3 protein-coding genes, 10 tRNA genes and 12 rRNA genes are annotated in these 25,617 nt (G+C 51.8%); 3 read left to right on the top strand and 22 right to left on the bottom strand.

Going from position 1 to position 25,617, the window contains the following annotated elements:
- Positions 1–36: 36 nt before the first annotated feature.
- The 3 genes from PGW97_RS00785 (at position 37) to PGW97_RS00775 (ending at position 2,607) form a co-directional block, all read left to right on the top strand.
- Entirely contained in the window at positions 37–474 is a 438-nt protein-coding gene (locus tag PGW97_RS00785; RefSeq protein WP_273858141.1) for a GNAT family N-acetyltransferase, read from the top strand.
- 117 nt (positions 475–591) lie between these two features.
- Entirely contained in the window at positions 592–1,941 is a 1,350-nt protein-coding gene (gene pssA / locus PGW97_RS00780; RefSeq protein ID WP_273858140.1) for a CDP-diacylglycerol--serine O-phosphatidyltransferase, read from the top strand.
- 9 nt (positions 1,942–1,950) lie between these two features.
- Entirely contained in the window at positions 1,951–2,607 is a 657-nt protein-coding gene (locus PGW97_RS00775) for a nicotinamidase (RefSeq protein ID WP_273858138.1), read from the top strand.
- Between the two features lie 725 nt (positions 2,608–3,332).
- On the opposite strand, the gene PGW97_RS00770 is transcribed toward PGW97_RS00775, so the two are convergent.
- The 22 genes from PGW97_RS00770 to PGW97_RS00665 all read right to left on the bottom strand — a co-directional run bounded on the left by PGW97_RS00770 (position 3,333) and on the right by PGW97_RS00665 (position 25,437).
- Positions 3,333–3,409, bottom strand: a tRNA-Asp gene (locus PGW97_RS00770).
- A gap of 43 nt (positions 3,410–3,452) precedes the next feature.
- Positions 3,453–3,568 (bottom strand): 5S ribosomal RNA (gene rrf, locus PGW97_RS00765).
- A 116-nt stretch (positions 3,569–3,684) separates the two neighbouring features.
- A 23S ribosomal RNA gene (locus tag PGW97_RS00760) occupies positions 3,685–6,576 on the bottom strand.
- 318 nt (positions 6,577–6,894) lie between these two features.
- A 16S ribosomal RNA gene (locus PGW97_RS00755) occupies positions 6,895–8,446 on the bottom strand.
- 344 nt (positions 8,447–8,790) lie between these two features.
- Positions 8,791–8,906: ribosomal RNA gene (gene rrf, locus PGW97_RS00750) — 5S ribosomal RNA — on the bottom strand.
- A 115-nt stretch (positions 8,907–9,021) separates the two neighbouring features.
- Positions 9,022–11,913 (bottom strand): 23S ribosomal RNA (locus PGW97_RS00745).
- Positions 11,914–12,180: 267 nt separating this feature from the next.
- Positions 12,181–12,256: transfer RNA gene (locus PGW97_RS00740), tRNA-Ala, on the bottom strand.
- A gap of 29 nt (positions 12,257–12,285) precedes the next feature.
- Positions 12,286–12,361, bottom strand: a tRNA-Val gene (locus tag PGW97_RS00735).
- Positions 12,362–12,391: 30 nt separating this feature from the next.
- Positions 12,392–12,467: transfer RNA gene (locus PGW97_RS00730), tRNA-Lys, on the bottom strand.
- A 1-nt stretch (position 12,468) separates the two neighbouring features.
- A tRNA-Glu gene (locus PGW97_RS00725) sits at positions 12,469–12,544 on the bottom strand.
- 91 nt (positions 12,545–12,635) lie between these two features.
- A 16S ribosomal RNA gene (locus PGW97_RS00720) occupies positions 12,636–14,187 on the bottom strand.
- Between the two features lie 354 nt (positions 14,188–14,541).
- Positions 14,542–14,657, bottom strand: a 5S ribosomal RNA gene (rrf, locus tag PGW97_RS00715).
- Positions 14,658–14,773: 116 nt separating this feature from the next.
- Positions 14,774–17,665 (bottom strand): 23S ribosomal RNA (locus PGW97_RS00710).
- A gap of 267 nt (positions 17,666–17,932) precedes the next feature.
- Positions 17,933–18,008, bottom strand: a tRNA-Ala gene (locus PGW97_RS00705).
- A 40-nt stretch (positions 18,009–18,048) separates the two neighbouring features.
- Positions 18,049–18,125 (bottom strand) — tRNA-Ile (locus PGW97_RS00700).
- 70 nt (positions 18,126–18,195) lie between these two features.
- A 16S ribosomal RNA gene (locus PGW97_RS00695) occupies positions 18,196–19,747 on the bottom strand.
- A gap of 354 nt (positions 19,748–20,101) precedes the next feature.
- A 5S ribosomal RNA gene (rrf, locus tag PGW97_RS00690) occupies positions 20,102–20,217 on the bottom strand.
- Between the two features lie 116 nt (positions 20,218–20,333).
- Positions 20,334–23,225: ribosomal RNA gene (locus tag PGW97_RS00685) — 23S ribosomal RNA — on the bottom strand.
- A 310-nt stretch (positions 23,226–23,535) separates the two neighbouring features.
- Positions 23,536–23,611, bottom strand: a tRNA-Val gene (locus PGW97_RS00680).
- Between the two features lie 30 nt (positions 23,612–23,641).
- Positions 23,642–23,717, bottom strand: a tRNA-Lys gene (locus tag PGW97_RS00675).
- Position 23,718: 1 nt separating this feature from the next.
- Positions 23,719–23,794 (bottom strand) — tRNA-Glu (locus PGW97_RS00670).
- Between the two features lie 91 nt (positions 23,795–23,885).
- Positions 23,886–25,437, bottom strand: a 16S ribosomal RNA gene (locus PGW97_RS00665).
- The 16S, 23S and 5S rRNA genes sit together here with 10 tRNA genes alongside, the layout of an rRNA operon.
- Between the last annotated feature and the right edge of the window lie 180 nt (positions 25,438–25,617).

Below are 25,617 nucleotides of genomic sequence, written 5' to 3'. Positions count from 1 at the left end.
TTAACTGATTCAGCTATAGTTAGCAGTTTTTTCCCCATGAACAAGCTTAGATTTCACCCGATAGAGCCACTGCGCTTTCCCTTGATTAACCGTCTTTATAAACAGCATTATCCGGCAGGTAAGGCAAAAAAAGATGAAGTGATTTGGATTGGCGAGGATAACAGTGCCATCCTCTGCTGTGTTAGGTTCAAGCAATTTGATGGCTTTCAACTCATGACCGGTATGCTGGTCATCCCCGATGCGCGCGGGCAAAAACAGGGCCAGCAGCTCTTAGTCGCTGCCCAATCCCAGCTGGAACAGGCGCCCTGCTTCTGTTTTGCGTTCTCATACCTGGTCGATTTTTATCAGGCAACGGGCTTCGTCCCAGTTCCAGAGTCTGAATTACCCGAGTCATTGCAGTCACGGCTCACCCGTTACCGACTAAGTGGTAAGTCACTTGTTGCGATGATTTATCAACAAGCAGTTACACAATAATTTCGCGATTCTCCGGTACTCCGACATAGCCATACATTGACTGTGTTGTTTTTCTGATATAATTGCTCTCTTAATTAACACAATCATCCTTATAAAGGTCGCGTAAACGAGGCGATAATGGATTCAGCTATTGCTAACAAGCAACGCATTGATCAACTGCCGTGCATTGCACACAAGCCTGAAAACCTGGAGACCCTGTTAGACGCCGGTTCCTTCCGTGAACGTCTTTATGCCGAAATCGCGGGTGCCACTCAACGCATTTATCTGGTTGCCCTCTATCTTCAGGACGATGATGCCGGCCGAGGTATCCTCAAGGCGCTCTACGAGGCTAAGCAGAAAAATCCGGACCTGGATATTAAAGTGCTGGTCGACTGGCACCGTGCCCAGCGGGGACTCATCGGTGCAGAGAAATCCGACGGCAATGCCGCCCTGTACCGTGAATTTGCTAGCCAGTATGAGCACCAGATTCAAATCCTTGGGGTACCGGTCCGTAACCGGGAAGTCTTCGGTGTTCTCCATCTCAAAGGCTTCGTCATCGACGATAAAGTCGTATACAGCGGCGCCAGCCTTAACGATGTCTATCTGGCCCAGCACAATCGTTATCGCTATGACCGCTACCATGTGATCAAAAACCCGCATCTGGCCGATACCATGTCCAATTTTATTTTGGATACCTTGGTCGACAGTGATGCGGTCAACTGTCTGAGCCAGAGCCAGCGCCCTGAAACCAAAGCACTAAAAGGTGCCATTCGAGAGTTTCGCCAACAACTGGCCCGCGCCACCTATCACTTCACACCAGAGCCTATTGCAGAGGGTGAAGTCGGCCTGACGCCTCTGGTTGGTTTGGGTAAACGCAAGAACACGCTCAATCAGCATATCTGTACCCTTATCGCCAGTGCTCAGCAGGAACTCACGATCTGCACGCCGTATTTCAACTTTCCGCGCTCTATCAGCCGGGAAGTCAAGCGTGCCCTACGACGCGGCGTCAAAGTGACCATCATTGTCGGTGACAAAACAGCGAATGACTTCTATATTCCACCTAGTGAGCCATTCAAAACAATTGCTGGTCTTCCTTACCTGTATGAAGTCAATCTCCGCCACTTCGCTAAACAGAATGAGTCAGCGATTGCACGTCGTCAGCTTGCCATCCATTTATGGAAACATAATGACAACAGCTTCCACCTGAAAGGCATCTGGGTTGATCGTAGCTATATGCTCATCACGGGTAACAACCTAAATCCACGTGCCTGGAAACTGGATCTGGAAAATGCCATTCTGGTCAGAGATAAAAACCAACTATTGGCTGAACAGAAACAAAAAGAACTCGACTGCATTCTTTCCCACACCCAGCTTGTCGGCAGCTATAAATTCATTGATAAGGTCGACACGTATCCGGCTCCGGTCAGAAAGCTAATTAAGCGGATACGCCGAGTCAAGGCAGACCATATCTTGAATCAAATTCTGTAGGTAACGGTTATGACAATTGCAGCCATCGATGTTGATCCCCAGAAAACCTTTACTCCGTTGTGTCCGGATGAGCTTCCGGTCCCGGAAGGCGATAGCATCGGCCAGGCATTGAATGCACAGGCTGCAATGGCTCAGTATCGTGTGCTGACTAAAGATGCCCATCCCAGAAACGCGGTGTGGGTTGTCGATAGCCACGAAAAGATGCTTCAACCTCTATCCCACAAAAATGCTGACGTGACCTGGGTATCCCACGCAGTTCCAGGCACCCGGGGGTTTGAAACGATCCCGGGTCTACCCGCCGTGACTGACTATGATCATGTAATCTGGAAAGGGATCGAGCCAGATCTTCACCCATACGGTGCCTGCTTCCACGATCTGCAGGAGAAGCTCAGTACTGGCCTTATCGAATGGCTGGACGCCAAAGGGGTCTCGACCGTTATCATTGGCGGGCTGGCTACAGACTACTGCGTTAAAACAACAGCACTGCAGCTCCAGAAGAGTGGTTGTTTCAAGGTCATCGTCAACCTATCAGCCAGCCGTGGAATTGCACCAGAAACCACACAACAGGCCTGTGCCGAGATGAAGCAAGCAGGGATTATCATCGCTCAGGATCTGACAGCGCTACAAACTCTGCTCTCCAAGGCTTCTCCCCAGAGAGGCCTTTAATCTCATGAAAAATGGGTAAAAATGCCTCGGCACCGTTCACCGATATTCCAACCTTAAACCCTGAAGCTACCACCACCGAAGATACAGGCTCTCAAAACCTTCCTGATCAAACTCATGCTCAAGAAGCTGCCTAGCGACATTTAGAGAGAAGAACGGCTTAAGCAACTTCACCCTGCGCAAGCATCCTTCCAAAATTACATACCTGTAAACGAAAAACCCTGACATATCGGTAATATTCAGACTTAACTTGAAAAGATCAGAAGTATGCAAATTGAATAAATCGCCGAAACAATAGAGATGAGACTCGTTGTTCAATGATAGCTATAGGGTATATAGTCCTAAATCATCAATTGGAATCAATATCCTGTGTGGAATCAGTGTGCTAAATCCACATAAGAATGCTCATGGATGAACAACTTGAATCTCATGATCTTTATCTACTATAGCCCAAGGCTCCATGGTTTAAGACCTGTCATTACTGACGAAGCTTCGTGTCAGTAGTGAAATACTGGAGTCGCACCCTTCGTGGCGTGAGGAATGGAATTAGTCACCCTAGAACAAACCATAAATATTGAACGAAAAAAAGCCCGAATCTTTCGACTCAGGCTTCGTATTAGTGGCAGAAAGGCTGGGCTGTCGATCTTGCGGGACTCATTCGACCGAATGGCGAACATTATCTTTAAACGTAAAAAAGCCCAAGCATTTCTGCTTGGGCTTCGTATAAGTGGCGGAGCGGACGGGACTCGAACCCGCGACCCCCGGCGTGACAGGCCGGTATTCTAACCAACTGAACTACCGCTCCACTCAGGATTAACGTTTGTTCAGAACGTTAACCTAAATTGGGTGCCTGGCGATGTCCTACTCTCACATGGGGAGACCCCACACTACCATCGGCGCTGCTGCGTTTCACGTCTGAGTTCGGCATGGGATCAGGTGGGTCCACAGCGCTATGGTCGCCAGGCAAATTCTTTGATTCACTGCCCGCAGGCCGCAAATCACAATCTTGGAAAAAACTGACTAAAGTCTCAGCACACCATTCAAGTGTTCGTGGAGTCCGTAAAACCCCTTGGGTGTTGTATGGTTAAGCCGCACGGGCAATTAGTACAGGTTAGCTCAACGCCTCACAGCGCTTACACACCCTGCCTATCAACGTTCTAGTCTCGAACAACCCTTCAGAGAGCTTAAAGCTCTGGGGATGACTCATCTTGAGGCTCGCTTCCCGCTTAGATGCTTTCAGCGGTTATCGATTCCGAACTTAGCTACCGGGCAATGCGTCTGGCGACACAACCCGAACACCAGAGGTTCGTCCACTCCGGTCCTCTCGTACTAGGAGCAGCCCCTCTCAATCATCCAACGCCCACGGCAGATAGGGACCGAACTGTCTCACGACGTTCTAAACCCAGCTCGCGTACCACTTTAAATGGCGAACAGCCATACCCTTGGGACCGACTTCAGCCCCAGGATGTGATGAGCCGACATCGAGGTGCCAAACACCGCCGTCGATATGAACTCTTGGGCGGTATCAGCCTGTTATCCCCGGAGTACCTTTTATCCGTTGAGCGATGGCCCTTCCATTCAGAACCACCGGATCACTATGACCTGCTTTCGCACCTGCTCGAACCGTCATTCTCGCAGTCAAGCGGGCTTATGCCATTGCACTAACCTCACGATGTCCGACCGTGATTAGCCCACCTTCGTGCTCCTCCGTTACGCTTTGGGAGGAGACCGCCCCAGTCAAACTACCCACCAGGCACTGTCCGCACCCCCGATAAGGGGGCGACGTTAGAACATCAACACTACAAGGGTGGTATTTCAAGGACGGCTCCACAGATACTGGCGTACCTGCTTCGAAGCCTCCCACCTATCCTACACATGTAGGGTCAATGTTCAGTGCCAAGCTGTAGTAAAGGTTCACGGGGTCTTTCCGTCTAGCCGCGGGTACGCAGCATCTTCACTGCGATTTCAATTTCACTGAGTCTCGGGTGGAGACAGCGTGGCCATCATTACGCCATTCGTGCAGGTCGGAACTTACCCGACAAGGAATTTCGCTACCTTAGGACCGTTATAGTTACGGCCGCCGTTTACCGGGGCTTCGATCAAGAGCTTCTCCCTAAGGATAACCCCATCAATTAACCTTCCGGCACCGGGCAGGCGTCACACCGTATACGTCATCTTTCGATTTTGCACAGTGCTGTGTTTTTAATAAACAGTTGCAGCCACCTGGTATCTGCGACTGCCAGCAGCTCCAAGAGCAAGTCTCTTCACCGCCGGCAGCGTACCTTCTCCCGAAGTTACGGTACCATTTTGCCTAGTTCCTTCACCCGAGTTCTCTCAAGCGCCTTGGTATTCTCTACCCGACCACCTGTGTCGGTTTGGGGTACGATTTCTTGCTATCTGAAGCTTAGAGGCTTTTCCCGGAAGCATGGCATCAATGACTTCAGCACCGTGGTGCCTCGACATCGGGTCTCAGCCTTAAGATGGTCCGGATTTGCCTAAACCATCAGCCTACACCCTTGAACCTGGACAACCGTCGCCAGGCCCACCTAGCCTTCTCCGTCCCCCCATCGCAATAGCAAGAAGTACGGGAATATTAACCCGTTTCCCATCGACTACGCCTTTCGGCCTCGCCTTAGGGGTCGACTCACCCTGCCCCGATTAACGTTGGACAGGAACCCTTGGTCTTCCGGCGAGGAGGTTTTTCACCCCCTTTATCGTTACTCATGTCAGCATTCGCACTTCTGATACCTCCAGCGCCCCTTACAGGACACCTTCAGCGGCTTACAGAACGCTCCCCTACCCAATACGCTAATGCGCATTGCCGCAGCTTCGGTGTATCGCTTAGCCCCGTTAAATCTTCCGCGCAGGCCGACTCGACCAGTGAGCTATTACGCTTTCTTTAAATGATGGCTGCTTCTAAGCCAACATCCTGGCTGTCTGAGCCTTCCCACATCGTTTCCCACTTAGCGATAACTTTGGGACCTTAGCTGGCGGTCTGGGTTGTTTCCCTCTCCACGACGGACGTTAGCACCCGCCGTGTGTCTCCCGGATAGTACTTACTGGTATTCGGAGTTTGCAAAGGGTTGGTAAGTCGGGATGACCCCCTAGCCTTAACAGTGCTCTACCCCCAGTAGTATTCGTCCGAGGCGCTACCTAAATAGCTTTCGGGGAGAACCAGCTATCTCCGAGTTTGATTGGCCTTTCACCCCTAGCCACAAGTCATCCGCTAATTTTTCAACATTAGTCGGTTCGGTCCTCCAGTGCGTGTTACCGCACCTTCAACCTGCCCATGGCTAGATCACTCGGTTTCGGGTCTAATCCCAGCAACTGCACGCCCAGTTAAGACTCGGTTTCCCTACGGCTCCCCTATACGGTTAACCTTGCTACTGAAATTAAGTCGCTGACCCATTATACAAAAGGTACGCAGTCACAGGACAAAGCCTGCTCCTACTGCTTGTACGTACACGGTTTCAGGTTCTATTTCACTCCCCTCACAGGGGTTCTTTTCGCCTTTCCCTCACGGTACTGGTTCACTATCGGTCAGTCAGGAGTATTTAGCCTTGGAGGATGGTCCCCCCATCTTCAGACAAGATAACACGTGTCCCGTCCTACTCGTTTTCACGCCAAATGTGTTGTCGGCTACGGGGCTGTCACCCTGTATCGCTGAGCTTTCCAGCTCATTCGCCTGACACCTAAAGCGCTTAAGGGCTAATCCGGTTTCGCTCGCCGCTACTGCCGGAATCTCGGTTGATTTCTCTTCCTCGGGGTACTTAGATGTTTCAGTTCCCCCGGTTCGCCTCATCAAGCTATGTATTCACTTGATGATAACTGCTTATGCAGCTGGGTTTCCCCATTCGGAAATCGTAGACTCAAGTGGCTCTTACTGCCTCATCTACGCTTATCGCAAGTTAGTACGTCCTTCATCGCCTCTGACTGCCCAGGCATCCACCGTGTACGCTTAGTCACTTAACCATACAACCCCAAGAGGTTTCGTATGTTCAAACAACCAAGGTTTTTCCATCTGAGTTAAGATGGTTAGTTTGTTTTGCCGGACTCTTCTTACACAAGACACTTGAATGTGTATTGCTTGAGAACTCGTTTCTCTTTCGAGAAACAATAATTTCGATTCGTATGAATCGAATTACTAGTCAGCTTTCCAGATTGTTAAAGAGCATTAAAGCAAACAGCTTTAATCAATAGCGAGCGCCATTCATTAAGGCTTTCTGCTGTTGTTTTTAACTTATTAACCAAGCAATCTGTGTGGACACTACGCAAAGCGCAGTCTTTAGGTAAGGAGGTGATCCAGCCCCAGGTTCCCCTAGGGCTACCTTGTTACGACTTCACCCCAGTCATGAACCACACCGTGGTAAACGCCCTCCCGAAGGTTAAGCTATCTACTTCTGGTGCAGCCCACTCCCATGGTGTGACGGGCGGTGTGTACAAGGCCCGGGAACGTATTCACCGTGGCATTCTGATCCACGATTACTAGCGATTCCGACTTCATGGAGTCGAGTTGCAGACTCCAATCCGGACTACGACATACTTTGTGGGATTCGCTCCACCTCGCGGTCTTGCTGCCCTCTGTATATGCCATTGTAGCACGTGTGTAGCCCTACTCGTAAGGGCCATGATGACTTGACGTCGTCCCCACCTTCCTCCGGTTTATCACCGGCAGTCTCCCTGGAGTTCCCACCCGAAGTGCTGGCAAACAAGGATAAGGGTTGCGCTCGTTGCGGGACTTAACCCAACATTTCACAACACGAGCTGACGACAGCCATGCAGCACCTGTCTCAGAGTTCCCGAAGGCACCAAAGCATCTCTGCTAAGTTCTCTGGATGTCAAGAGTAGGTAAGGTTCTTCGCGTTGCATCGAATTAAACCACATGCTCCACCGCTTGTGCGGGCCCCCGTCAATTCATTTGAGTTTTAATCTTGCGACCGTACTCCCCAGGCGGTCTACTTAACGCGTTAGCTCCGAAAGCCAGTGTTCAAGACACCAACCTCCAAGTAGACATCGTTTACGGCGTGGACTACCAGGGTATCTAATCCTGTTTGCTCCCCACGCTTTCGCATCTGAGCGTCAGTCTTTGTCCAGGGGGCCGCCTTCGCCACCGGTATTCCTTCAGATCTCTACGCATTTCACCGCTACACCTGAAATTCTACCCCCCTCTACAAGACTCTAGCCTGCCAGTTCCAAATGCGATTCCGAGGTTGAGCCCCGGGCTTTCACATCTGGCTTAACAAGCCGCCTGCATGCGCTTTACGCCCAGTAATTCCGATTAACGCTCGCACCCTCCGTATTACCGCGGCTGCTGGCACGGAGTTAGCCGGTGCTTCTTCTGCAGCTAACGTCAAACAATACCGCTATTAACGATACCGCCTTCCTCACTGCTGAAAGTGCTTTACAACCCGAAGGCCTTCTTCACACACGCGGCATGGCTGCATCAGGGTTTCCCCCATTGTGCAATATTCCCCACTGCTGCCTCCCGTAGGAGTCTGGACCGTGTCTCAGTTCCAGTGTGGCTGATCATCCTCTCAGACCAGCTAGGGATCGTCGCCTAGGTGAGCCGTTACCCCACCTACTAGCTAATCCCACCTGGGCCAATCTTAGCGCGAGAGGCCCGAAGGTCCCCCTCTTTGCTCCGTAGAGATTATGCGGTATTAGCCATCGTTTCCAATGGTTATCCCCCACACTAAGGCATGTTCCCAGGCATTACTCACCCGTCCGCCGCTCGCCGCCCAACAAATCGCCCGAAGGGTCAATGTTGTCGCTGCCGCTCGACTTGCATGTGTTAGGCCTGCCGCCAGCGTTCAATCTGAGCCATGATCAAACTCTTCAATTAAAGTTTTGGCTCGATGAATACTGAATTAAATTGACTGTGCCAAAATAACCGAAGTCATTTTGAATTGGTCACTCAGTTCATCGATAAATCTTTTTGACTATCAGTTCACGAGTGCCCACACAGATTGCATGGTCAAATTGTTAAAGAACGTTGACTTTCAATGCGTTAGCGCAATGCGCTTCAGCAAGTCAGGAGGCGTATAATACGCTTCCCAGCGTTTAAGTCAAGGTAAAATTCTCTACTTTTTCAGTCAGTAAAAAACCTTAGCGTGACTCCGCTCACATCACCATCGGTGAGAGCGAAAGAAAAGCCCGTTGTGACCCAACGGGCTTTCTGGAATAGGTGCCTGGCGATGTCCTACTCTCACATGGGGAGGCCCCACACTACCATCGGCGCTGCTGCGTTTCACGTCTGAGTTCGGCATGGGATCAGGTGGGTCCACAGCGCTATGGTCGCCAGGCAAATTCTTTGATTCACCGCCCGCAGGCCGTAAATCACAATCTTGGAAAAAACTGACTAAAGTTCAAGCACACCATTCAAGTGCTCGTGGAGTCCGTAAACCCCTTGGGTGTTGTATGGTTAAGCCGCACGGGCAATTAGTACAGGTTAGCTCAACGCCTCACAGCGCTTACACACCCTGCCTATCAACGTTCTAGTCTCGAACAACCCTTCAGAGAGCTTAAAGCTCTGGGGATGACTCATCTTGAGGCTCGCTTCCCGCTTAGATGCTTTCAGCGGTTATCGATTCCGAACTTAGCTACCGGGCAATGCGTCTGGCGACACAACCCGAACACCAGAGGTTCGTCCACTCCGGTCCTCTCGTACTAGGAGCAGCCCCTCTCAATCATCCAACGCCCACGGCAGATAGGGACCGAACTGTCTCACGACGTTCTAAACCCAGCTCGCGTACCACTTTAAATGGCGAACAGCCATACCCTTGGGACCGACTTCAGCCCCAGGATGTGATGAGCCGACATCGAGGTGCCAAACACCGCCGTCGATATGAACTCTTGGGCGGTATCAGCCTGTTATCCCCGGAGTACCTTTTATCCGTTGAGCGATGGCCCTTCCATTCAGAACCACCGGATCACTATGACCTGCTTTCGCACCTGCTCGAACCGTCATTCTCGCAGTCAAGCGGGCTTATGCCATTGCACTAACCTCACGATGTCCGACCGTGATTAGCCCACCTTCGTGCTCCTCCGTTACGCTTTGGGAGGAGACCGCCCCAGTCAAACTACCCACCAGGCACTGTCCGCACCCCCGATAAGGGGGCGACGTTAGAACATCAACACTACAAGGGTGGTATTTCAAGGACGGCTCCACAGATACTGGCGTACCTGCTTCGAAGCCTCCCACCTATCCTACACATGTAGGGTCAATGTTCAGTGCCAAGCTGTAGTAAAGGTTCACGGGGTCTTTCCGTCTAGCCGCGGGTACGCAGCATCTTCACTGCGATTTCAATTTCACTGAGTCTCGGGTGGAGACAGCGTGGCCATCATTACGCCATTCGTGCAGGTCGGAACTTACCCGACAAGGAATTTCGCTACCTTAGGACCGTTATAGTTACGGCCGCCGTTTACCGGGGCTTCGATCAAGAGCTTCTCCCTAAGGATAACCCCATCAATTAACCTTCCGGCACCGGGCAGGCGTCACACCGTATACGTCATCTTTCGATTTTGCACAGTGCTGTGTTTTTAATAAACAGTTGCAGCCACCTGGTATCTGCGACTGCCAGCAGCTCCAAGAGCAAGTCTCTTCACCGCCGGCAGCGTACCTTCTCCCGAAGTTACGGTACCATTTTGCCTAGTTCCTTCACCCGAGTTCTCTCAAGCGCCTTGGTATTCTCTACCCGACCACCTGTGTCGGTTTGGGGTACGATTTCTTGCTATCTGAAGCTTAGAGGCTTTTCCCGGAAGCATGGCATCAATGACTTCAGCACCGTGGTGCCTCGACATCGGGTCTCAGCCTTAAGATGGTCCGGATTTGCCTAAACCATCAGCCTACACCCTTGAACCTGGACAACCGTCGCCAGGCCCACCTAGCCTTCTCCGTCCCCCCATCGCAATAGCAAGAAGTACGGGAATATTAACCCGTTTCCCATCGACTACGCCTTTCGGCCTCGCCTTAGGGGTCGACTCACCCTGCCCCGATTAACGTTGGACAGGAACCCTTGGTCTTCCGGCGAGGAGGTTTTTCACCCCCTTTATCGTTACTCATGTCAGCATTCGCACTTCTGATACCTCCAGCGCCCCTTACAGGACACCTTCAGCGGCTTACAGAACGCTCCCCTACCCAATACGCTAATGCGCATTGCCGCAGCTTCGGTGTATCGCTTAGCCCCGTTAAATCTTCCGCGCAGGCCGACTCGACCAGTGAGCTATTACGCTTTCTTTAAATGATGGCTGCTTCTAAGCCAACATCCTGGCTGTCTGAGCCTTCCCACATCGTTTCCCACTTAGCGATAACTTTGGGACCTTAGCTGGCGGTCTGGGTTGTTTCCCTCTCCACGACGGACGTTAGCACCCGCCGTGTGTCTCCCGGATAGTACTTACTGGTATTCGGAGTTTGCAAAGGGTTGGTAAGTCGGGATGACCCCCTAGCCTTAACAGTGCTCTACCCCCAGTAGTATTCGTCCGAGGCGCTACCTAAATAGCTTTCGGGGAGAACCAGCTATCTCCGAGTTTGATTGGCCTTTCACCCCTAGCCACAAGTCATCCGCTAATTTTTCAACATTAGTCGGTTCGGTCCTCCAGTGCGTGTTACCGCACCTTCAACCTGCCCATGGCTAGATCACTCGGTTTCGGGTCTAATCCCAGCAACTGCACGCCCAGTTAAGACTCGGTTTCCCTACGGCTCCCCTATACGGTTAACCTTGCTACTGAAATTAAGTCGCTGACCCATTATACAAAAGGTACGCAGTCACAGGACAAAGCCTGCTCCTACTGCTTGTACGTACACGGTTTCAGGTTCTATTTCACTCCCCTCACAGGGGTTCTTTTCGCCTTTCCCTCACGGTACTGGTTCACTATCGGTCAGTCAGGAGTATTTAGCCTTGGAGGATGGTCCCCCCATCTTCAGACAAGATAACACGTGTCCCGTCCTACTCGTTTTCACGCCAAATGTGTTGTCGGCTACGGGGCTGTCACCCTGTATCGCTGAGCTTTCCAGCTCATTCGCCTGACACCTAAAGCGCTTAAGGGCTAATCCGGTTTCGCTCGCCGCTACTGCCGGAATCTCGGTTGATTTCTCTTCCTCGGGGTACTTAGATGTTTCAGTTCCCCCGGTTCGCCTCATCAAGCTATGTATTCACTTGATGATAACTGCTTATGCAGCTGGGTTTCCCCATTCGGAAATCGTAGACTCAAGTGGCTCTTACTGCCTCATCTACGCTTATCGCAAGTTAGTACGTCCTTCATCGCCTCTGACTGCCCAGGCATCCACCGTGTACGCTTAGTCACTTAACCATACAACCCCAAGAGGTTTCGTATGTTCAAACAACCAAGGTTTTTCCATCTGAGTTAAGATGGTTAGTTTGTTTTGCCGGACTCTTCTTACACAAGACACTTGAATGTGTATTGCTTGAGAACTCGTTTCTCTTTCGAGAAACAATAATTTCGATTCGTATGAATCGAATTACTAGTCAGCTTTCCAGATTGTTAAAGAGCATGTGTCGTTATCTCCAACGAGATAACACCACTGTTTAAAGATTCTCAGGGAAAACCCTTAAAGAGTGGTGGAGCTAAGCAGGATCGAACTGCTGACCTCCTGCGTGCAAGGCAGGCGCTCTCCCAGCTGAGCTATAGCCCCTCTATATTTCAGTCTTTCAAAAGAAAGAGTGGTGGGCGATACCGGGCTCGAACCAGTGACCCCCTCCTTGTAAGGGAGGTGCTCTCCCAACTGAGCTAATCGCCCTCCGATGTTTTACATCTTCCGAGGAGAAGATGGTGGGTCGTGCAGGATTCGAACCTGCGACCAATTGATTAAAAGTCAACTGCTCTACCAACTGAGCTAACGACCCGTGGCGTCCCATAGGGGAGTCGAACCCCTGTTACCGCCGTGAAAGGGCGGTGTCCTAGGCCTCTAGACGAATGGGACCTTTTGTTCCGGGTTTGGGTACCCGAACACATGTTCTCTACATTTCGACCAAGCAATCTGTGTGGACACTACGCAAAGCGCAGTCTTTAGGTAAGGAGGTGATCCAGCCCCAGGTTCCCCTAGGGCTACCTTGTTACGACTTCACCCCAGTCATGAACCACACCGTGGTAAACGCCCTCCCGAAGGTTAAGCTATCTACTTCTGGTGCAGCCCACTCCCATGGTGTGACGGGCGGTGTGTACAAGGCCCGGGAACGTATTCACCGTGGCATTCTGATCCACGATTACTAGCGATTCCGACTTCATGGAGTCGAGTTGCAGACTCCAATCCGGACTACGACATACTTTGTGGGATTCGCTCCACCTCGCGGTCTTGCTGCCCTCTGTATATGCCATTGTAGCACGTGTGTAGCCCTACTCGTAAGGGCCATGATGACTTGACGTCGTCCCCACCTTCCTCCGGTTTATCACCGGCAGTCTCCCTGGAGTTCCCACCCGAAGTGCTGGCAAACAAGGATAAGGGTTGCGCTCGTTGCGGGACTTAACCCAACATTTCACAACACGAGCTGACGACAGCCATGCAGCACCTGTCTCAGAGTTCCCGAAGGCACCAAAGCATCTCTGCTAAGTTCTCTGGATGTCAAGAGTAGGTAAGGTTCTTCGCGTTGCATCGAATTAAACCACATGCTCCACCGCTTGTGCGGGCCCCCGTCAATTCATTTGAGTTTTAATCTTGCGACCGTACTCCCCAGGCGGTCTACTTAACGCGTTAGCTCCGAAAGCCAGTGTTCAAGACACCAACCTCCAAGTAGACATCGTTTACGGCGTGGACTACCAGGGTATCTAATCCTGTTTGCTCCCCACGCTTTCGCATCTGAGCGTCAGTCTTTGTCCAGGGGGCCGCCTTCGCCACCGGTATTCCTTCAGATCTCTACGCATTTCACCGCTACACCTGAAATTCTACCCCCCTCTACAAGACTCTAGCCTGCCAGTTCCAAATGCGATTCCGAGGTTGAGCCCCGGGCTTTCACATCTGGCTTAACAAGCCGCCTGCATGCGCTTTACGCCCAGTAATTCCGATTAACGCTCGCACCCTCCGTATTACCGCGGCTGCTGGCACGGAGTTAGCCGGTGCTTCTTCTGCAGCTAACGTCAAACAATACCGCTATTAACGATACCGCCTTCCTCACTGCTGAAAGTGCTTTACAACCCGAAGGCCTTCTTCACACACGCGGCATGGCTGCATCAGGGTTTCCCCCATTGTGCAATATTCCCCACTGCTGCCTCCCGTAGGAGTCTGGACCGTGTCTCAGTTCCAGTGTGGCTGATCATCCTCTCAGACCAGCTAGGGATCGTCGCCTAGGTGAGCCGTTACCCCACCTACTAGCTAATCCCACCTGGGCCAATCTTAGCGCGAGAGGCCCGAAGGTCCCCCTCTTTGCTCCGTAGAGATTATGCGGTATTAGCCATCGTTTCCAATGGTTATCCCCCACACTAAGGCATGTTCCCAGGCATTACTCACCCGTCCGCCGCTCGCCGCCCAACAAATCCCCCGAAGGGTCAATGTTGTCGCTGCCGCTCGACTTGCATGTGTTAGGCCTGCCGCCAGCGTTCAATCTGAGCCATGATCAAACTCTTCAATTAAAGTTTTGGCTCGATGAATACTGAATTAAATTGACTGTGCCAAAATAACCGAAGTCATTTTGAATTGGTCACTCAGTTCATCGATAAATCTTTTTGACTATCAGTTCACGAGTGCCCACACAGATTGCATGGTCAAATTGTTAAAGAACGTTGACTTTCAATGCGTTAGCGCGAAGCGCTTCAGCAAGTCAGGAGGCGTATACTACGCGTTCCAGTTTTTAAGTCAAGATAAAACTTTCACCTTTTTTGCCAACCGGCGAGAAAGTAAAAACCTTATGTTGACTCCGCTCACATCACCATTGGTGAGAGCGAAAGAAAAGCCCGTTGTGACCCAACGGGCTTTCTGGAATCGGTGCCTGGCGATGTCCTACTCTCACATGGGGAGACCCCACACTACCATCGGCGCTGCTGCGTTTCACGTCTGAGTTCGGCATGGGATCAGGTGGGTCCACAGCGCTATGGTCGCCAGGCAAATTCTTTGATTCACCGCCCGCAGGCCGCAAATCACAATCTTGGAAAAAACTGACTAAAGTTCAAGCACATCATTCAAGTGCTCGTGGAGTCCGTAAAACCCCTTGGGTGTTGTATGGTTAAGCCGCACGGGCAATTAGTACAGGTTAGCTCAACGCCTCACAGCGCTTACACACCCTGCCTATCAACGTTCTAGTCTCGAACAACCCTTCAGAGAGCTTAAAGCTCTGGGGATGACTCATCTTGAGGCTCGCTTCCCGCTTAGATGCTTTCAGCGGTTATCGATTCCGAACTTAGCTACCGGGCAATGCGTCTGGCGACACAACCCGAACACCAGAGGTTCGTCCACTCCGGTCCTCTCGTACTAGGAGCAGCCCCTCTCAATCATCCAACGCCCACGGCAGATAGGGACCGAACTGTCTCACGACGTTCTAAACCCAGCTCGCGTACCACTTTAAATGGCGAACAGCCATACCCTTGGGACCGACTTCAGCCCCAGGATGTGATGAGCCGACATCGAGGTGCCAAACACCGCCGTCGATATGAACTCTTGGGCGGTATCAGCCTGTTATCCCCGGAGTACCTTTTATCCGTTGAGCGATGGCCCTTCCATTCAGAACCACCGGATCACTATGACCTGCTTTCGCACCTGCTCGAACCGTCATTCTCGCAGTCAAGCGGGCTTATGCCATTGCACTAACCTCACGATGTCCGACCGTGATTAGCCCACCTTCGTGCTCCTCCGTTACGCTTTGGGAGGAGACCGCCCCAGTCAAACTACCCACCAGGCACTGTCCGCACCCCCGATAAGGGGGCGACGTTAGAACATCAACACTACAAGGGTGGTATTTCAAGGACGGCTCCACAGATACTGGCGTACCTGCTTCGAAGCCTCCCACCTATCCTACACATGTAGGGTCAATGTTCAGTGCCAAGCTGTAGTAAAGGTTCACGGGGTCTTTCCGTCTAGCCGCGGGTACGCAGCATCTTCACTGCGATTTCAATTTCACTGAGTCTCGGGTGGAGACAGCGTGGCCATCATTACGCCATTCGTGCAGGTCGGAACTTACCCGACAAGGAATTTCGCTACCTTAGGACCGTTATAGTTACGGCCGCCGTTTACCGGGGCTTCGATCAAGAGCTTCTCCCTAAGGATAACCCCATCAATTAACCTTCCGGCACCGGGCAGGCGTCACACCGTATACGTCATCTTTCGATTTTGCACAGTGCTGTGTTTTTAATAAACAGTTGCAGCCACCTGGTATCTGCGACTGCCAGCAGCTCCAAGAGCAAGTCTCTTCACCGCCGGCAGCGTACCTTCTCCCGAAGTTACGGTACCATTTTGCCTAGTTCCTTCACCCGAGTTCTCTCAAGCGCCTTGGTATTCTCTACCCGACCACCTGTGTCGGTTTGGGGTACGATTTCTTGCTATCTGAAGCTTAGAGGCTTTTCCCGGAAGCATGGCATCAATGACTTCAGCACCGTGGTGCCTCGACATCGGGTCTCAGCCTTGAGATGGTCCGGATTTGCCTAAACCATCAGCCTACACCCTTGAACCTGGACAACCGTCGCCAGGCCCACCTAGCCTTCTCCGTCCCCCCATCGCAATAGCAAGAAGTACGGGAATATTAACCCGTTTCCCATCGACTACGCCTTTCGGCCTCGCCTTAGGGGTCGACTCACCCTGCCCCGATTAACGTTGGACAGGAACCCTTGGTCTTCCGGCGAGGAGGTTTTTCACCCCCTTTATCGTTACTCATGTCAGCATTCGCACTTCTGATACCTCCAGCGCCCCTTACAGGACACCTTCAGCGGCTTACAGAACGCTCCCCTACCCAATACGCTAATGCGCATTGCCGCAGCTTCGGTGTATCGCTTAGCCCCGTTAAATCTTCCGCGCAGGCCGACTCGACCAGTGAGCTATTACGCTTTCTTTAAATGATGGCTGCTTCTAAGCCAACATCCTGGCTGTCTGAGCCTTCCCACATCGTTTCCCACTTAGCGATAACTTTGGGACCTTAGCTGGCGGTCTGGGTTGTTTCCCTCTCCACGACGGACGTTAGCACCCGCCGTGTGTCTCCCGGATAGTACTTACTGGTATTCGGAGTTTGCAAAGGGTTGGTAAGTCGGGATGACCCCCTAGCCTTAACAGTGCTCTACCCCCAGTAGTATTCGTCCGAGGCGCTACCTAAATAGCTTTCGGGGAGAACCAGCTATCTCCGAGTTTGATTGGCCTTTCACCCCTAGCCACAAGTCATCCGCTAATTTTTCAACATTAGTCGGTTCGGTCCTCCAGTGCGTGTTACCGCACCTTCAACCTGCCCATGGCTAGATCACTCGGTTTCGGGTCTAATCCCAGCAACTGCACGCCCAGTTAAGACTCGGTTTCCCTACGGCTCCCCTATACGGTTAACCTTGCTACTGAAATTAAGTCGCTGACCCATTATACAAAAGGTACGCAGTCACAGGACAAAGCCTGCTCCTACTGCTTGTACGTACACGGTTTCAGGTTCTATTTCACTCCCCTCACAGGGGTTCTTTTCGCCTTTCCCTCACGGTACTGGTTCACTATCGGTCAGTCAGGAGTATTTAGCCTTGGAGGATGGTCCCCCCATCTTCAGACAAGATAACACGTGTCCCGTCCTACTCGTTTTCACGCCAAATGTGTTGTCGGCTACGGGGCTGTCACCCTGTATCGCTGAGCTTTCCAGCTCATTCGCCTGACACCTAAAGCGCTTAAGGGCTAATCCGGTTTCGCTCGCCGCTACTGCCGGAATCTCGGTTGATTTCTCTTCCTCGGGGTACTTAGATGTTTCAGTTCCCCCGGTTCGCCTCATCAAGCTATGTATTCACTTGATGATAACTGCTTATGCAGCTGGGTTTCCCCATTCGGAAATCGTAGACTCAAGTGGCTCTTACTGCCTCATCTACGCTTATCGCAAGTTAGTACGTCCTTCATCGCCTCTGACTGCCCAGGCATCCACCGTGTACGCTTAGTCACTTAACCATACAACCCCAAGAGGTTTCGTATGTTCAAACAACCAAGGTTTTTCCATCTGAGTTAAGATGGTTAGTTTGTTTTGCCGGACTCTTCTTACACAAGACACTTGAATGTGTATTGCTTGAGAACTCGTTTCTCTTTCGAGAAACAATAATTTCGATTCGTATGAATCGAATTACTAGTCAGCTTTCCAGATTGTTAAAGAGCATGTGTCGTTATCTCCAACGAGATAACACCACTGTTTAAAGATTCTCAGGGAAAACCCTTAAAGAGTGGTGGAGCTAAGCAGGATCGAACTGCTGACCTCCTGCGTGCAAGGCAGGCGCTCTCCCAGCTGAGCTATAGCCCCAACGTTTCCGATGCCTCACCAGCTTCCTTTGGGCAGGAAGTGGTGGGTCTGAGTGGACTTGAACCACCGACCTCACCCTTATCAGGGGTGCGCTCTAACCACCTGAGCTACAGACCCAGCATCGTTTCGCTCTTCACATTTTAACCAAGCAATCTGTGTGGACACTACGCAAAGCGCAGTCTTTAGGTAAGGAGGTGATCCAGCCCCAGGTTCCCCTAGGGCTACCTTGTTACGACTTCACCCCAGTCATGAACCACACCGTGGTAAACGCCCTCCCGAAGGTTAAGCTATCTACTTCTGGTGCAGCCCACTCCCATGGTGTGACGGGCGGTGTGTACAAGGCCCGGGAACGTATTCACCGTGGCATTCTGATCCACGATTACTAGCGATTCCGACTTCATGGAGTCGAGTTGCAGACTCCAATCCGGACTACGACATACTTTGTGGGATTCGCTCCACCTCGCGGTCTTGCTGCCCTCTGTATATGCCATTGTAGCACGTGTGTAGCCCTACTCGTAAGGGCCATGATGACTTGACGTCGTCCCCACCTTCCTCCGGTTTATCACCGGCAGTCTCCCTGGAGTTCCCACCCGAAGTGCTGGCAAACAAGGATAAGGGTTGCGCTCGTTGCGGGACTTAACCCAACATTTCACAACACGAGCTGACGACAGCCATGCAGCACCTGTCTCAGAGTTCCCGAAGGCACCAAAGCATCTCTGCTAAGTTCTCTGGATGTCAAGAGTAGGTAAGGTTCTTCGCGTTGCATCGAATTAAACCACATGCTCCACCGCTTGTGCGGGCCCCCGTCAATTCATTTGAGTTTTAATCTTGCGACCGTACTCCCCAGGCGGTCTACTTAACGCGTTAGCTCCGAAAGCCAGTGTTCAAGACACCAACCTCCAAGTAGACATCGTTTACGGCGTGGACTACCAGGGTATCTAATCCTGTTTGCTCCCCACGCTTTCGCATCTGAGCGTCAGTCTTTGTCCAGGGGGCCGCCTTCGCCACCGGTATTCCTTCAGATCTCTACGCATTTCACCGCTACACCTGAAATTCTACCCCCCTCTACAAGACTCTAGCCTGCCAGTTCCAAATGCGATTCCGAGGTTGAGCCCCGGGCTTTCACATCTGGCTTAACAAGCCGCCTGCATGCGCTTTACGCCCAGTAATTCCGATTAACGCTCGCACCCTCCGTATTACCGCGGCTGCTGGCACGGAGTTAGCCGGTGCTTCTTCTGCAGCTAACGTCAAACAATACCGCTATTAACGATACCGCCTTCCTCACTGCTGAAAGTGCTTTACAACCCGAAGGCCTTCTTCACACACGCGGCATGGCTGCATCAGGGTTTCCCCCATTGTGCAATATTCCCCACTGCTGCCTCCCGTAGGAGTCTGGACCGTGTCTCAGTTCCAGTGTGGCTGATCATCCTCTCAGACCAGCTAGGGATCGTCGCCTAGGTGAGCCGTTACCCCACCTACTAGCTAATCCCACCTGGGCCAATCTTAGCGCGAGAGGCCCGAAGGTCCCCCTCTTTGCTCCGTAGAGATTATGCGGTATTAGCCATCGTTTCCAATGGTTATCCCCCACACTAAGGCATGTTCCCAGGCATTACTCACCCGTCCGCCGCTCGCCGCCCAACAAATCCCCCGAAGGGTCAATGTTGTCGCTGCCGCTCGACTTGCATGTGTTAGGCCTGCCGCCAGCGTTCAATCTGAGCCATGATCAAACTCTTCAATTAAAGTTTTGGCTCGATGAATACTGAATTAAATTGACTGTGCCAAAATAACCGAAGTCATTTTGAATTGGTCACTCAGTTCATCGATAAATCTTTTTGACTATCAGTTCACGAGTGCCCACACAGATTGCATGGTCAAATTGTTAAAGAACGTTGACTTTCAATGCGTTAGCGCGAAGCGCTTCAGCAAGTCAGGAGGCGTATACTACGCGTTCCAGTTTTTAAGTCAAGATAAAACTTTCACCTTTTTTGCCAACCGGCGAGAAAGTAAAAACCTTATGTTGACTCCGCTCACATCACCATTGGTGAGAGCGAAAGAAAAGCCCGTTGTGACCCAACGGGCTTTCTGGAATCGGTGCCTGGCGATGTCCTACTCTCACATGGGGAGACCCCACACTACCATCGGCGCTGCTGCGTTTCACGTCTGAGTTCGGCATGGGATCAGGTGGGTCCACAGCGCTATGGTCGCCAGGCAAATTCTTTGATTCACCGCCCGCAGGCCGCAAATCACAATCTTGGAAAAAACTGACTAAAGTTCAAGCACATCATTCAAGTGCTCGTGGAGTCCGTAAAACCCCTTGGGTGTTGTATGGTTAAGCCGCACGGGCAATTAGTACAGGTTAGCTCAACGCCTCACAGCGCTTACACACCCTGCCTATCAACGTTCTAGTCTCGAACAACCCTTCAGAGAGCTTAAAGCTCTGGGGATGACTCATCTTGAGGCTCGCTTCCCGCTTAGATGCTTTCAGCGGTTATCGATTCCGAACTTAGCTACCGGGCAATGCGTCTGGCGACACAACCCGAACACCAGAGGTTCGTCCACTCCGGTCCTCTCGTACTAGGAGCAGCCCCTCTCAATCATCCAACGCCCACGGCAGATAGGGACCGAACTGTCTCACGACGTTCTAAACCCAGCTCGCGTACCACTTTAAATGGCGAACAGCCATACCCTTGGGACCGACTTCAGCCCCAGGATGTGATGAGCCGACATCGAGGTGCCAAACACCGCCGTCGATATGAACTCTTGGGCGGTATCAGCCTGTTATCCCCGGAGTACCTTTTATCCGTTGAGCGATGGCCCTTCCATTCAGAACCACCGGATCACTATGACCTGCTTTCGCACCTGCTCGAACCGTCATTCTCGCAGTCAAGCGGGCTTATGCCATTGCACTAACCTCACGATGTCCGACCGTGATTAGCCCACCTTCGTGCTCCTCCGTTACGCTTTGGGAGGAGACCGCCCCAGTCAAACTACCCACCAGGCACTGTCCGCACCCCCGATAAGGGGGCGACGTTAGAACATCAACACTACAAGGGTGGTATTTCAAGGACGGCTCCACAGATACTGGCGTACCTGCTTCGAAGCCTCCCACCTATCCTACACATGTAGGGTCAATGTTCAGTGCCAAGCTGTAGTAAAGGTTCACGGGGTCTTTCCGTCTAGCCGCGGGTACGCAGCATCTTCACTGCGATTTCAATTTCACTGAGTCTCGGGTGGAGACAGCGTGGCCATCATTACGCCATTCGTGCAGGTCGGAACTTACCCGACAAGGAATTTCGCTACCTTAGGACCGTTATAGTTACGGCCGCCGTTTACCGGGGCTTCGATCAAGAGCTTCTCCCTAAGGATAACCCCATCAATTAACCTTCCGGCACCGGGCAGGCGTCACACCGTATACGTCATCTTTCGATTTTGCACAGTGCTGTGTTTTTAATAAACAGTTGCAGCCACCTGGTATCTGCGACTGCCAGCAGCTCCAAGAGCAAGTCTCTTCACCGCCGGCAGCGTACCTTCTCCCGAAGTTACGGTACCATTTTGCCTAGTTCCTTCACCCGAGTTCTCTCAAGCGCCTTGGTATTCTCTACCCGACCACCTGTGTCGGTTTGGGGTACGATTTCTTGCTATCTGAAGCTTAGAGGCTTTTCCCGGAAGCATGGCATCAATGACTTCAGCACCGTGGTGCCTCGACATCGGGTCTCAGCCTTAAGATGGTCCGGATTTGCCTAAACCATCAGCCTACACCCTTGAACCTGGACAACCGTCGCCAGGCCCACCTAGCCTTCTCCGTCCCCCCATCGCAATAGCAAGAAGTACGGGAATATTAACCCGTTTCCCATCGACTACGCCTTTCGGCCTCGCCTTAGGGGTCGACTCACCCTGCCCCGATTAACGTTGGACAGGAACCCTTGGTCTTCCGGCGAGGAGGTTTTTCACCCCCTTTATCGTTACTCATGTCAGCATTCGCACTTCTGATACCTCCAGCGCCCCTTACAGGACACCTTCAGCGGCTTACAGAACGCTCCCCTACCCAATACGCTAATGCGCATTGCCGCAGCTTCGGTGTATCGCTTAGCCCCGTTAAATCTTCCGCGCAGGCCGACTCGACCAGTGAGCTATTACGCTTTCTTTAAATGATGGCTGCTTCTAAGCCAACATCCTGGCTGTCTGAGCCTTCCCACATCGTTTCCCACTTAGCGATAACTTTGGGACCTTAGCTGGCGGTCTGGGTTGTTTCCCTCTCCACGACGGACGTTAGCACCCGCCGTGTGTCTCCCGGATAGTACTTACTGGTATTCGGAGTTTGCAAAGGGTTGGTAAGTCGGGATGACCCCCTAGCCTTAACAGTGCTCTACCCCCAGTAGTATTCGTCCGAGGCGCTACCTAAATAGCTTTCGGGGAGAACCAGCTATCTCCGAGTTTGATTGGCCTTTCACCCCTAGCCACAAGTCATCCGCTAATTTTTCAACATTAGTCGGTTCGGTCCTCCAGTGCGTGTTACCGCACCTTCAACCTGCCCATGGCTAGATCACTCGGTTTCGGGTCTAATCCCAGCAACTGCACGCCCAGTTAAGACTCGGTTTCCCTACGGCTCCCCTATACGGTTAACCTTGCTACTGAAATTAAGTCGCTGACCCATTATACAAAAGGTACGCAGTCACAGGACAAAGCCTGCTCCTACTGCTTGTACGTACACGGTTTCAGGTTCTATTTCACTCCCCTCACAGGGGTTCTTTTCGCCTTTCCCTCACGGTACTGGTTCACTATCGGTCAGTCAGGAGTATTTAGCCTTGGAGGATGGTCCCCCCATCTTCAGACAAGATAACACGTGTCCCGTCCTACTCGTTTTCACGCCAAATGTGTTGTCGGCTACGGGGCTGTCACCCTGTATCGCTGAGCTTTCCAGCTCATTCGCCTGACACCTAAAGCGCTTAAGGGCTAATCCGGTTTCGCTCGCCGCTACTGCCGGAATCTCGGTTGATTTCTCTTCCTCGGGGTACTTAGATGTTTCAGTTCCCCCGGTTCGCCTCATCAAGCTATGTATTCACTTGATGATAACTGCTTATGCAGCTGGGTTTCCCCATTCGGAAATCGTAGACTCAAGTGGCTCTTACTGCCTCATCTACGCTTATCGCAAGTTAGTACGTCCTTCATCGCCTCTGACTGCCCAGGCATCCACCGTGTACGCTTAGTCACTTAACCATACAACCCCAAGAGGTTTCGTATGGCAAACAACCAAGGTTTTCCCATCTGAGTTAAGATGGTTAGTTTGTTTTGCCGGACTCTTCTTACACAAGACACTTGAATGTGTATTGCTTGAGAACTCGTTTCTCTTTCGAGAAACAATAATTTCGATTCATCTGAATCGAATTACTAGTCAGCTTTCCAGATTGTTAAAGAGCATGTGTTTTCCGAAGAAGCCACTGTCTAAAGACTTTCAGCGTCACGAAACTGACCCAACAACATGACTGCTATTGAATCTGCGGCTCCGTGCAGAAAAGTATTTAGAGAGTGGTGGGCGATACCGGGCTCGAACCAGTGACCCCCTCCTTGTAAGGGAGGTGCTCTCCCAACTGAGCTAATCGCCCTCCGATGTTTTACATCTTCCGAGGAGAAGATGGTGGGTCGTGCAGGATTCGAACCTGCGACCAATTGATTAAAAGTCAACTGCTCTACCAACTGAGCTAACGACCCGTGGCGTCCCATAGGGGAGTCGAACCCCTGTTACCGCCGTGAAAGGGCGGTGTCCTAGGCCTCTAGACGAATGGGACCTTTTGTTCCGGGTTTGGGTACCCGAACACATGTTCTCTACATTTCGACCAAGCAATCTGTGTGGACACTACGCAAAGCGCAGTCTTTAGGTAAGGAGGTGATCCAGCCCCAGGTTCCCCTAGGGCTACCTTGTTACGACTTCACCCCAGTCATGAACCACACCGTGGTAAACGCCCTCCCGAAGGTTAAGCTATCTACTTCTGGTGCAGCCCACTCCCATGGTGTGACGGGCGGTGTGTACAAGGCCCGGGAACGTATTCACCGTGGCATTCTGATCCACGATTACTAGCGATTCCGACTTCATGGAGTCGAGTTGCAGACTCCAATCCGGACTACGACATACTTTGTGGGATTCGCTCCACCTCGCGGTCTTGCTGCCCTCTGTATATGCCATTGTAGCACGTGTGTAGCCCTACTCGTAAGGGCCATGATGACTTGACGTCGTCCCCACCTTCCTCCGGTTTATCACCGGCAGTCTCCCTGGAGTTCCCACCCGAAGTGCTGGCAAACAAGGATAAGGGTTGCGCTCGTTGCGGGACTTAACCCAACATTTCACAACACGAGCTGACGACAGCCATGCAGCACCTGTCTCAGAGTTCCCGAAGGCACCAAAGCATCTCTGCTAAGTTCTCTGGATGTCAAGAGTAGGTAAGGTTCTTCGCGTTGCATCGAATTAAACCACATGCTCCACCGCTTGTGCGGGCCCCCGTCAATTCATTTGAGTTTTAATCTTGCGACCGTACTCCCCAGGCGGTCTACTTAACGCGTTAGCTCCGAAAGCCAGTGTTCAAGACACCAACCTCCAAGTAGACATCGTTTACGGCGTGGACTACCAGGGTATCTAATCCTGTTTGCTCCCCACGCTTTCGCATCTGAGCGTCAGTCTTTGTCCAGGGGGCCGCCTTCGCCACCGGTATTCCTTCAGATCTCTACGCATTTCACCGCTACACCTGAAATTCTACCCCCCTCTACAAGACTCTAGCCTGCCAGTTCCAAATGCGATTCCGAGGTTGAGCCCCGGGCTTTCACATCTGGCTTAACAAGCCGCCTGCATGCGCTTTACGCCCAGTAATTCCGATTAACGCTCGCACCCTCCGTATTACCGCGGCTGCTGGCACGGAGTTAGCCGGTGCTTCTTCTGCAGCTAACGTCAAACAATACCGCTATTAACGATACCGCCTTCCTCACTGCTGAAAGTGCTTTACAACCCGAAGGCCTTCTTCACACACGCGGCATGGCTGCATCAGGGTTTCCCCCATTGTGCAATATTCCCCACTGCTGCCTCCCGTAGGAGTCTGGACCGTGTCTCAGTTCCAGTGTGGCTGATCATCCTCTCAGACCAGCTAGGGATCGTCGCCTAGGTGAGCCGTTACCCCACCTACTAGCTAATCCCACCTGGGCCAATCTTAGCGCGAGAGGCCCGAAGGTCCCCCTCTTTGCTCCGTAGAGATTATGCGGTATTAGCCATCGTTTCCAATGGTTATCCCCCACACTAAGGCATGTTCCCAGGCATTACTCACCCGTCCGCCGCTCGCCGCCCAACAAATCCCCCGAAGGGTCAATGTTGTCGCTGCCGCTCGACTTGCATGTGTTAGGCCTGCCGCCAGCGTTCAATCTGAGCCATGATCAAACTCTTCAATTAAAGTTTTGGCTCGATGAATACTGAATTAAATTGACTGTGCCAAAATAACCGAAGTCATTTTGAATTGGTCACTCAGTTCATCGATAAATCTTTTTGACTATCAGTTCACGAGTGCCCACACAGATTGCATGGTCAAATTGTTAAAGAACTTTTCTTTCACGTCGCTGGCTTATTTCGCCG

Source organism: Photobacterium sp. GSS17, from assembly GCF_028621875.1.
GTDB lineage: Bacteria > Pseudomonadota > Gammaproteobacteria > Enterobacterales > Vibrionaceae > Photobacterium > Photobacterium ganghwense.
This window is presented reverse-complemented; position numbering and strand designations above follow the sequence as displayed.

Excerpts from the sequence above, each read along its gene's own strand:
- PGW97_RS00775 (WP_273858138.1), top strand. The coding sequence starts at position 1,951 with ATGACAATTGCAGCCATCGATGTTGATCCCCAGAAAACCTTTACTCCG.
- PGW97_RS00785 (WP_273858141.1), top strand. The coding sequence starts at position 37 with ATGAACAAGCTTAGATTTCACCCGATAGAGCCACTGCGCTTTCCCTTG.
- pssA (WP_273858140.1), top strand. The coding sequence starts at position 592 with ATGGATTCAGCTATTGCTAACAAGCAACGCATTGATCAACTGCCGTGC.